Here is a 12199-nt window from a genome sequence, read left to right as displayed (position 1 = left end):
TTCGGGGGCGGATCCACGAAGTACGGGGTAAAAGGTATGAAGTGCGGAGTTGGGCGGGCGGGAGTTCTTGTTTCGGTGCTTGCACTTGTTGCGGCGTGTCCGTTCGTTGCCGCGGGCGATGCTCGCGCGGCGTCGGCGGTCGTCAAAGGGGGAGAGGGTGCGAGCAATGATGCATCGGCGACGTCTGGCCTTGCAGGGGAGGCTGTGCGCGCAGACGGAGGGTCGGAGCACCGGGGTGCACCGGTTCCTCCCGCCGGAGACCTGAAGGGCGGCGAGGCGTGGGTGACAGGGGATGTTCTCCAGGATGGCGATACACTGACCGTCACGGGGGGCAAGGCCGGTGCATTCACCGCGTCCAGCGGCGGGACGCTCAGCGTGGGGGCTGGAGGCGAGGCCCGCTGGTCCGGCTCTTTCGCAGGCGTCGATCCGAACGGAGGTATGGGGTCCGTGACCCTCGCCGGCGGGGAGGGGTCTTCGGGCTGGTCCGTGGCGGATGGGCGGGTCGGCGGTGCCGGCGCCTCGGGTGGGGCTGCGACGGTGACGCTCAACGGTCCCCTGGTTCTCGCCAGCGGCAAAACTCTCACCATTCAGTCGGGCAAGGGGGGCGACGGGGGTGCTCTTCCGAACGGTCGTGGCGGCGACGGGGGAGACGTCACGGCCGTTTTCTCAGGCACCGTGTCCACCGCGTTGGGAACTCGGGTTGAGATCGGACCGGGCGGACAAGGCGGTCGGGGCGGGCAGGGGGCCGGGTCAACGGGCGGCAGTGCCGGAACGGTTACCGTGAGCTTTCTCGAGGACGTGGTCGTCAAGGGGCAGTACCGGTCAACCGCGGTTGCGGGGGGCGAAGGTGGCGTCGGAGATGGTGGGTCCGGCGGCCGGAGCGTCGTGACATTTGCGAAAAAGCTGGTCGTTCTTGGTGGTGCTGACGGCACCCTGACCCTGTCTGGCGCCGCCGGCGGGGATGCGTCAGGCCGTGGGCGGGGCGGTGACGGCACGGCGAAACACGAAATTTTCGGGGAAGTGGAGGTCGGGTACGCCAACGGGATGCCCCCCGGGGAATACGCGGCGGGGGATTTTTTCATCGAAACAGCGGGCGGTGGCTCGGTTCTGGCGGGATCCGGACGCGGCGCGGGGACCGGTACCGGCGGTAATGCGTCCACGATTACTGTGGATGCGGGCAGGATTTCGGTCTACGGCAACCTGGTCGCCGCAATGAACTCGACGGGCGACGGCGCCACGGGCGGATCCGGCTCCGATACGGATTCGGGGGGGAGGGGAGGCCGGTCCACGGATGTTATCCTCCGGGTCGAGGACACTCTCGAGGTCCGCCAGGCAACGCTTTCGGACGGCTCACCCGTGTACTACAGCGGCCGCTTTGTTCTTCAAGCAGGCCATGGAGGCGCGTCCGGCCTTGCGGGAAAAGGCGGCGAGGGCGGCGGCGTTTTTCTGAGCGTGGGCGGTCGCACCCTGATCGGGGGCGATGCGGAAATTGTTGCAGGGGGCGGAGGCTTCCTCTCTTTGGATAGGGACGCCCGGGAGACGCGTGAGGGCGGTGCGGGTGGGGATGTCCGCGTGGTTTACGGTGCCTCGCGCCTCACCGGGGTTACGGATGTATGCCTCAGCTCGGGCACGACACTGGACCACCAATACCGTGTGATTGGGGGAATTGGGAGCCTGGTTAACAGTGCAGGTGTGGGCGGCCGGGGCGGGAACGTGGAGGAGATCTACCACGGTGCCGCCGTTTATGCAGGGGGGGCCTCCTTTGCAAGCGGGAGCGGGGGGGAGGCTTGGGGTGAGGGAGGCCCCGCCCGGGGCGGTGATGGTGGCGATGTTCGGGTCAGCTACGCGTCCGATATCACGTTTGGGAATGTGCTGCGGATCGGGATCAGAGCCCAGGGTGGCAGTGTGGCCACTGGCGGGGATGCCGGTGATTCGGGTGCCATTCAGGTGACAGTCGGGCGCGACCTTGTCTCGGCCTCGGGGGGGCTGGAGATAAACCCGGCCTCCGGCGGCGGGATCCTTTCCGGCTTTGAGACCGCGGGGCGGGCCGGGAATGGAAGAGGCGCCACCCTTTCGGTTGCACGGGACGTGCGTGTCGGGGGCGATCATTCGCTTGTGACCGGGTATGCGGGAAACTCAAGGGCCGCGAACCACCAGCTCGACCCCCGTATTCCGACGGGCGCTGTCGTGGCCGGAGTAGGGGGCGATCTCGAGGTCTCTGTGGGAGGCACGTATCAGGCTGGCCGCCAGCTCGTAATTCGTGGCGGCGACGGCGGGCACGCAAACGAAAAGGTGGCCGGAGCGCGGGCCGGAAACGCCCGTATTGCCGTGGGTACCCTTGATGTGGCGGGAGAGGGGTTGTTCATCGGGGGCAGGGCGGGCAGCGCGTCCATCAACTTCACCGGGGGGAATGGTGGGTCCGTGACGGTGGACGTGAGCCGCGGCTCGGCGTACTTCGGCCAGGGGCTGAGTCTGCGTGGAGGAGGCCAGACCCGGGCGACGGGAGACCGGCCCCTGGACAACGGTTCGGGCGGCGACGTGACGCTTGCCGTGAGGGGCGGTCATGTTCACGTGGCGGATCATTTGAGAATTTACGGAGGGAACGGGCACAAATTCGCAACTGGCAGGGGGTCTGTCTCCCGCCTGACAGCCGACACGCTGACGGTAACCAATATGGATACTCACAGCGGGCGGATCAGCGGGACGTGGTCCGATTTTGATGACGCAGGGTTTGCTGCGCCTCACGCGGGCGAGGCGAGGGTTGAGGTTTCGGTCCTGCGTACGGGCGGAGGATCGGGCTCGGTTTTGAACATCGACCGGGCGCACGGGTCGGTGTTCGTGACCGCCACCACCCTTTTCGCCGCAAACGAGGATCTGACCCTGAAGCTCAACGAGAGACCCGTAACCGGTACCACGTTGCCGGGGGGCGCCTATCGGGTCGCATTTACCCATTTGGGCATGAGCGGGGGGCGGACGCTGTCCCTTGCCTCGGCCACCGGCTCCCCCGGCTGGACCTGGCAGGCGGGGGGTCATCTCTACGCGGGCAATGCGGTTCAAAATGGCGTCAACACGCCCAACCGGCTTGATGTGACCCGGACGGACAGGGAGCTCGGAGAGGTGGCGGTCCCGCTGTCCGCGTCCGGACGGACCGTTGTCTTTGACGTGGCGAACCTTGCGCACGTTCCGAATGAGGGCCTCGTGCCCCAGATTCTGTCGGTGAACGCGGGCTCGAAGGATGGCTCCGGCCTGGCGATCAGCGACACCACGAAGGTCAACATCCTGGGCGCGGACAACGTCCGTCTGGGCCAGGCCGTGAACCTGGTCAACACGGCGGCGGGCTCGACCTTCACGGGTCACAACGGCGCCGGCACCATCGGCGACACCTGGGGCAACGTGGCGGACGCGACCTACTCGCTGGGTATCGTGACCGCCGCGGACAAGAAGAACTACCTGCAGGCGACGATCACTGGCTTCGAGATCCGCAAGGACTGGGTGATCGACAACGATCGTGATCTCACGACCACGACAACGGCCGATGCGAACGATGTCCGTCGCCTGTCTCTTCCGGGAACGCTGACCATCGTCGACAACCGCTACTCGGGCCCGAACAGCATCGCCATCACGGTCGATGACAACAAGGGCACCCGCGGTCGTGCGGACCTGTGGGCCGATCGTATCCACGTTGCGACCACGAACACCGTGTCCCGGGACTGGATCGAGAACCCGGTCCAGATCACGGCCACCACGCTGGACTTCCAGAATGCGGTTGCGGGCAACCTCAAGGATCGGTCGGCTCGCGGCGTGGCCTTCAGCACCCTGTGGCTGGGCTCCGGCTCCCAGACCGTGGTGAGGGGCGACATGGCGGGCGCCGGTGGGACGGGCAACTACGCGTTCGGCGGCCGTCTGGAGGTGGGGGACATGTTCCGCGGCTACCACACATCGGCCCGTCTGGCGATCACCTCGACTGCCCCGGGTCAGGCTCTGACCGTGAACGAGGCGCTGTTCCACCTGTCGAACGACCTCCCGGGTCGTATCGCCGAGGCGGACGCGTGGCAGGCCAAGTTTGACGGCCAGCGTCTTGCCACCGGCAGCGATGGCAAGAAGAACAAGCTCGTGACCGAGACCGGTGCCAACGGCATCGTGGCTCTTGAGGTTGTGGGTGGCACGGCTCCGATCGTTCACCTTGATCGCGACCGGTCTGTCGACCTGAGCCAGCGTCTGGACTCCATCGACGACATGGAGAGCCTGCGCAAGAGCAAGGAATACGCTCAGAAGGGCATCAACCCCCGCCTGACGCTGGTTGACCGGATCCAGGGTGATGTGTCCACGATCCGCGGCAGGACGTTTTCCGAGGACCGGGCCGCCACCATCGAGGCGCGTTCCTGGGCTCACCAGGGCTTCATCGAGGGCGTGTACGCGGTCGGTTACGGCAACAACGACGCCACCGACACGATCCGCGACTGGGGTACCAACGACTCGGTTATTGCTGAGTTCCGCGGTATCGCGGCTGACCGTGGCACGTCCGCGCTGCAGGCCCGCACGGCGTCCGAAACCCTGCTGAACCAGGGTCAGGATCTTCTGGTGGATGCGTTCGACACCGCGCTTCCGCTTGGCGCCTACAACCCGGCCAGGGGCATCCAGCCCGTCGCCATGGTTACCGTTGGCGGTGGCCACTCCAGGGTGACGACGGGCTCAGATGTCTCGGGCACGGGCTTCAGCCTGGCGGCTGGTCCCGGAGTTGCTCTCGACCACGAGTACGGCCGCACGACGGTCGGTGTCCTGTTCGAGGCCGGCTGGGGCGGCTATGACCTGAACAATGCCTTCGCCTGGCGCGGTGCGTTCAACGGGAGGGCCGACGCCAGCTACTACGGCGGTGCGCTGGTTGTCCGTCACGACAGCTTCTGCAACGGCATCTACGCCGACGCCTCGGTTCGCGCCGGTTACGTTGACGCGGAGTACGAGGGGCACCAGTCCGCGACCAACTTCGACACCGACGCCACCTACGTCGGCGGTCACGTCGGCCTCGGCATGCTGGTTGACACGTGGCAGGACGGCCAGGCCGACCTCTACGCGAAGGGCCTGTTCGCCCACATGGGGTCGGACACGGCGAGCGACACGGCCGGCGAGGAACTGCGCTTCGACAGCTCCCTGTCGGCCCGCTCGCGCCTCGGTGCCCGCCTGTCGCACACCTTCCTGCCCAGTCTGAAGGGCTATGTGGGTGCGGCGTGGGAGTACGAGTTCGACGGCACCCAGAAGGGTTCCGCCCGTAAGATCGGCTCTCCGAACGTTGCGCACATCCCGGCCATCGACGTCATGGGGCACACCGGTATCGGTGAGGTCGGTGTCCAGTGGACCGCGCTGGAGACGCTGTCTGTGGGCGCCGGCTTCCAGGGCTCTGTCGGCCAGCGTGACAGCTACGGCGGGACCGCTCGCGTGATGTACAGGTGGTAGGCCCCGGATCTTCGGATCCATCGGGTAGAGACCGGGAACTTCGGATCCGAGCGGGCGGCTCCTTCGGGAGCCGCCTTTTTTTTGTGCCTGGTGGCGGTGGGGCGACAGGTCCGGAGTTCGGGCGCCGTACCACCCAACCCATACAGGGCTGGGGTATAAGAGCAAGGTTAATCACACCGGACATGTGGAAAATAAAAGATGAGGGTATAGAAATAACTGTGAATTTAGGTAAATAAACCATGCATAATATGAACAATTTATGACTGTATAACCGTTGCAATAAAGCCACATGATTCGAGAATAGAGATCTGTTAGCTCGACAATCTTTGATTGCGGCGCGTTTTTCATGTACCGAATTCAGTACAGGAGTTTTCGAATGGGGTCGTCGTGACGCATTCGACGTGTCATCCGGAACAGCATGGAAAAAGGACAAGGGTATGCGCAGGTCGTTCAGAGGGAGTGGTGTTGTTGTGTCAGCGCTTGCGCTGGCGTTGGCGGTACCGGTTTTTTGCCCGGGTGAGGCGCGGGCAACGGACTGGACGGTCACAGGCGGTGACGCGGCTTCGGACGGAACGTCCATGGGATCTGTGGGGCAATTTGGTCCCACGTTGGGGACGACCCCAACAACGGGTGATGGCGGCGACATTGCTGTGACGCCGGCGACCGACGGTTATGGAGACCTGAAGGACGGCGATTCCCTGTCCGTATCCGGGGGTACGGCAACCCAACACGGGCGGGGTGGAAACGCGTCCTGGACCGGATTTGCGAATACGCAGCAGGGGGCGGGCAATGGCCTCAAGGGGGTTGCGCTGACACTGGGCGGCAGTGACTCGGATCGCCCGGGCGGCTCGGCAGCGGCGACTCTTTCCGCTGGCTCGGGTGAGGGGACACTTTACTTCGCCAGTGCGGACGAGAGCGGTCAGGACACGGTTGGTTTCCATCTTGGTGCGGGAGCGATGACCGGGTTCGGGGGCACGGGCGGTGATCTGACGCTGACCGTGCAGAGCCGGATTGATGCGGCCGATACCTCCGATCCTGACAAGGGGTATGGTTTCAGCCTGTTCGCGGCTGATGAGAAGGCGGCCGACGGGCACGCCACCGAGGCCCGGAAGACTGGCAGCAGTTTTGGCACCGTGACGGTCAATTTTCTCGAGGATGTCCTGTTTACCGGGGATTACCTGTCCGGTGCGGTTTCGGGAGGGGCTGGCAACGCGGGGGATGGTGGCTCCGGCGGGACGGGGACGGTAACCTTTGCGAAGAAACTCACGGTCAAGGGCACGACCGAAATCAAAGGTGCTGCGGGGGGCGACGCGAACGGGCCCGGGCGTGGCGGAGACGCAATGTCCAGAGCCGAGAGCTATGCCGAGATTGAGGTCGGCTCCAGACACGCTCCCTTCGGCGGTATAACACAATTTATTGTGGGTTCTGGCGCGGGTGGCTCGGTTTCTGCCGGTGCGACGGGCAGTGGCGGGAGCGGGTCCACGGTTGACGTCACAGCGGGCAAGGCGACCGTTCACGGCCTGCTGTCTGTAAAAAGCGGCGCGGGCGGCACGGGCTCTGATCTGAGCGCCGACGGGCATGGTGGCATGGCCGGATCCACGCGCCTGACCGTGGTCGGGGATTTGAGGGTCAACAATTTTTATTACGACGACGGAAGTATAGTTTTGGAGTCGGGGTATTCAAGGTCCGCTGCGGGAGATGGGGGTGCCAGCGGTCTTCGCGGGAGCGGAGGTCAGGGCGGGGCCGTGACCGTGACCGTGGGGGGCGTGACCGTTGTGGGTTTGAGGGGGACTGTGTACGCCGGCGCGGGGGGCGAGGCAGTGGCTGGCAGCGTCCAGGGGGCCAGTGGTGGCGCGGGTGGCCATTACACGGCCATTTTCGGTGCCTCGAACACGCACCTGACCCGGACGGTGATGGATGTCGGGGGGCGCTACACTGTTGACGCGCGGCAGGGGGGATCGTCGGGATCACCCTTTGGTGGGGCACAGGCGTCCGGTGTTGGCGGTCGGGGTGGCGATATCGAGGAGACCTATCAGGGCACGGCGCACTATAAGGACGGGCTCTCGATTAAGTATTCTTACGGCGGTACCGCGGAGAAGACTTCCACCAGCCTCGCCCGGGGTGGTGACGGCGGTGACATCCGGATGACCTACCTGTCCGACATGATCCTGGGCGACAAGAGTTCACTCGAAATCGGCGAATTCTGGGGCCTGCCGTTCAATCCCTCCGCTTCTCTCGGTGCCGGGACTGGCGGAAACGGGGGCGCTGTCCAGGTGAAGGTCGCCCGGGACGTTGTCGGAGGGGCCGGGCCAACTGGTGGTCTGGGCACCGCGTTTCAGATTCTTGCAGGCGCAGGCGGTGTGGTGAAGTCCACAGGAAACGCTGGCCATGCCGGGCCGGTGGGCGTGCACGTGGGGCGAGATTTCGAGTTCCTGGCAAATGACACGGCAAATCACGTTGTTTGGGCTGGGCATGGCGGGAACAATGACGTGTTGTCGGACCCTCGCCCGGCAGATATCGGGAAGAGCGGAAACGGCGGCGATGTTTCGGTATCTGTGGGGCGCGCCTACCGCGCTGATGGGGCGATCAGATATGGCGCCGGGCGCGGCGGTCTTGCCGGTGAGAAGGTCGCCGGTGCCCGTGGCGGCAAGGTCGATCTGACCGCCGGTGTTCTTGATATTCAGAAAGATGGAGTCTTTACAGCGGGCAGCGCTGGCAGGCCAACCGGGGGATTCGCCGGCGGGGACGGCGGCAGCGTGACGGTTTCTGTCACGGGGCGCGCGGCCTTCTTCGGGTATGGGGCGCAGTTCGCGGGCGGAGACCAGGACGTGTCGGACACGGCTATCCCCGCTCGGAATGGCAAAGCCGGAAACGTGACCTTCTCAGCGGATGAGGGTTTTATTTACTCTCAGGATCGTGTCCGTATCGTTGCTGGCGGCGGTCGTTTCGCGACCAGCCCGGCCGGATCGGTCTCTGTGAAGGCCAAGTCCCTCACGCTTACGGATCTTCGGGGATATAATGATGAAATGAAGCGTCCCGCCAACGGGTTGGCCCTGTTTGGATCAGAACCCGCCCTTGCCTCGGTGGCGGGGCTGGTGGGCGGCTCGGCCTCGCTGGACCTCTCCATCCTGCGCACGGACGGGGGCGGTGGTGCGATCCTGGACATTGAGCGGCGGGGTGGATCGGTGTCGGCCAGGGTCACGAACCTTGTGGCGGTGCGGGAGGCCATCACCGTGAACCTCAACGAAGACCCGGTTGTGGATCCGAAGACCGACCCGGGTTCGTTCCGTGTTGGTTTCACCAATCTGGGTATGGACGGGGGCACCGCACTGTCGCTGGCCTCGGCCAACGAGACGGTGGCCTACAGCTGGCAGGCGGGGGGGCATCTCTACGCGGCCAACGCGATCAGCGGGGCCGGCGTCAACACGGCCAACCGGCTTGACGTGACCCGCACGGACAAGGGCAAGGTGGTTGCCGTCCAGCAGTCGGGCGTCGGGCGCACGGCGGTTTTTGATGTGGCGAACCTGGCGTTCGTTCCGGCGGAGGGCCCCGTGCCCCAGATCCTGGCGGTGAATGCGGGCTCGAAGGATGCCTTCGGCCTGGCGATCAACGACACCACGAAGGTCACCCTCCTGGGGGCGGACAACGTGCGCCCGGGCCAGGCCGTGAACCTGGTCAACACCGCGGCGGGCTCGACCTTCACCGGTCACAGCGGCCCGGGCACCCTCGGGGACAGCTGGGGCAACGTGGCGGACGCGACCTATGATCTGGGTATCGTGACCGCCGCGGACAAGAAGAACACCCTCCAGGCCACGGTTCGCAGCTTCGAGATCCGCAAGGACTGGGTGATCGATACCGGGCGCGATCTGAAAACCGTCGCCGCGGCGGAGACCACGGACTGGCGCCGCCTGTCGGTGCCCGGTACCTTGCACATTGTGGACAACCGCTACTCGGGCCCGAACAGCATTGCCATCACGGTGGATGACAACAAGGGCACCCGGGGCCGCGCCGACCTGTGGGCGGATCGGATCCACGTCGGGACCACGAACACCGTGTCCCGGGACTGGATCGAGAACCCGATCCAGATCACCTCGACCACGCTGGACTTCAGCGGTGCGGTGGCGGGCAACCTCAAGGACCGGTCGGCTCGCGGCGTGGCCTTTGGCTCCCTGGCGCTGGGCTCCGGCTCCCAGACCGTGCTGAGGGGCGACATGGCGGGCGCCGGCGGCGCGGGCAACTACGCGTTCGGTGGCCATCTGGAGGTGGGGGACATGTTCCGCGACTACCACACCTCGGCCCGTCTGACCAACACCGCGACCTCCAGTGCGGGCGCGGCCCTGACGGTTGACCGGGCCCGGTTCCACCTCTCCAACGACCTTCCCGACCGGATTGCCTTTGCCGACGCCTGGATGGCCCACTACGACGGCCAGCGCTACGCCAACGACAGCACCGGGGCGAAGAACCGGCTGGTCACCGATCGTGGTGGCAACGGCATTGTGATGCTGGAGGTGAACGGCAACGCGCCCCAGGGCATCACGGTCCACTTTGACCGGGACTGGACCGTGGACCTGAGCCAGTCCCTGGCCGGCATCGACCGGATGGAGACCCTGCGCAAGGACTACGGGGCGAGGGGGCTTCACGCTCCGCGCCTGACGCTGGTGGACAACATCAACAGCGACCTGTCCACGATTCGGGGCCAGACCTTCGAGGGCGACCGGACCGCCACCGTGGGCGCCCGCTCCTGGGGGTACCGGGGCTTCCTCGAGGGCGTGTACGCGGTCGGTTACGGCAACAACGATGCCTCCGACGCGGTTCGCGACTGGGGCACCAATGACTCGGTCATTCTCGAGTTCCGCGGTATCGCCGCTGACCTCGGCAAGTCCGCGCTTCAGGCCCGTACGGCGTCCGAGACCCTGCTGAACCAGGGGCAGGATCTCGCTGCGGACATGGTGGACAACGCCCTTCCCCTGGGCACCTGCGATCCGGCGAAGGGCGTCCGGGGCGTGGCCCTGGTGGCCACGGGCGGAGGCCACCGGGCGGTGGACACCGGCTCCAGCGTCTCCGGTACGGGCTTCAGCCTGGCGGCAGGGCCCGGGGTCGCCATCGACCACACGCAGGGCCGCACCACCGTGGGGCTCCTGTTCGAGGCGGGCTGGGGCGGCTACGACCTGAACAACGCCTTTGCCTGGCGCGGGGCGTTCAACGGCAAAACCGACTCCCGCTACTACGGCGGTGCGCTTGTGGCCCGTCACGAGTTCTGCTGCAGCGGGATCTACGGCGAGGCCTCGTTCCGGGCGGGTACCGTGGACACCGAGTACAAGGGGCACCAGTCCGCGACCGACTTTGACTCGTCTGCCCTGTATGTGGGCGGTCACGTGGGCGTCGGTGCTGTGCTCGATACCTGGCAGGACGGTGCGGTGGACGTCTATGCGAGGGGCCTGTTCACCCGCATGGGGTCGGACACGGCGACCGACACGGCCGGCGAGGAACTGCGCTTCGACAGCTCCCTGTCCGTGCGCTCGCGCCTGGGGGCCCGCCTGTCGCACGCCTTCCTGCCCAGTCTGAAGGGCTATGTCGGCGGCGCGTGGGAGTATGAGTTCGACGGCAAACAGCAGGGTACGGCGCGCCTGACCGGCTCCGCCAACGTCGCGCACATCCCGGCCATCGACATCAAGGGCCATACGGGGATCGGCGAGGTCGGTGTCCAGTGGGCCGCGCTGGAGAACCTGTCTGTGGGTGCCGGCTTCCAGGGCTCGATGGGCCAGCGGGAGAGCTACGGCGGGACCGCGCGCGTGATGTACTCCTGGTAGGCCCCGGCTCGCCTTTCGGGGCGGGCCGGAAGGACCGCGTGCCCGGGGAGCGTCTTGCCCCGGGCCGGCGTGCCCGAGGTCACGAAGGAGCGCGGGGGCAGATGGTCCCGCGGTCTTCGGTGCCCCGGCGCGGACGCGTCGCGGGCTGTCGGGCCGGGCGCCGGAGGTCTCCGGATGGTCCGGTGAAAAGGATGAAAGATTGCCGGATTCGGCGGGTCGGGGCCCTCATGGTCCTCGGGTCCGGCAGGCGGCTCCTTCGGGAGCCGCCTTTTTTTGTGCCCGCATTTTGGGCGCGCTTTTTAGGGCGAGCGGTGGGGGCGGGCAGGGGGTGGCTCGGGCAGGAAAGGGCTGGCAGCGGGGTTCTCCACAGAGGGAGCTTTCCGATGCGGCCTCACGCTCATGCCAGGGTTCCCGGGTGCCGCCGCCGTGGGGGCGGACGGGAGCGCTCGGCTCCGTCGCGATGAGGCCGGGCACCCGGATGGTAGCGGTGCCCCGTATTCCGGTCCCGCTGGTCGGGTGCCGGCCCATCGGTGAGAGCCCGCCCAGGGGACGACAGAAGGCAGGCTCGGACAGGAGCCGGCCGAGGGAGATCAGGGTTCCCGGGTGCCGCCCCGTATTCCACGCGCGTCGTCACAGCGGGGCCTTGTGTGCGTGGTCAGGGCGGGGGCCCGGTGCCGCGGCCCGTGATGTTTGGGCACCGTTTTCCCCGCGTCCTGGGAGGCTGCTTCGGACGCCTTGCCCCGCGTCCCCGGGGTCCGCTTCGGCCGCTTTGCCCCGCTCCCCTGCGGGGCTCCCCGCACCTCCGTGACCTCTGCAGAACCGTCCTCCGAAACGCCACTTCCATGCCTGCTTCCCGGCGCCAATATGGTATCCGGACACCACTGTGTTCCGGGTGCCCGGGCTCTGCGGGTGGGCTCAATGAGGGCTCAAATCGCCCT

Annotated in this window: 2 protein-coding genes; both read left to right on the top strand. The window is 66.5% G+C overall.

Going from position 1 to position 12199, the window contains the following annotated elements:
* Positions 1-204: 204 nt before the first annotated feature.
* Complete coding sequence (locus IHV25_RS01035) at positions 205-5451, top strand: autotransporter outer membrane beta-barrel domain-containing protein (RefSeq protein WP_192533110.1); 5247 nt, start codon at positions 205-207, stop codon at positions 5449-5451.
* A gap of 650 nt (positions 5452-6101) precedes the next feature.
* On the top strand, positions 6102-11261 hold the full coding sequence (locus IHV25_RS01030) for a hypothetical protein (RefSeq protein ID WP_192533109.1): 5160 nt from the start codon (positions 6102-6104) through the stop codon (positions 11259-11261).
* Positions 11262-12199 lie beyond the last annotated feature (938 nt).

It is taken from the genome of Phaeovibrio sulfidiphilus (assembly GCF_014861485.1).
GTDB classification, from domain to species: Bacteria; Pseudomonadota; Alphaproteobacteria; order Rhodospirillales; family Rhodospirillaceae; genus Phaeovibrio; species Phaeovibrio sulfidiphilus.
This window is presented reverse-complemented; position numbering and strand designations above follow the sequence as displayed.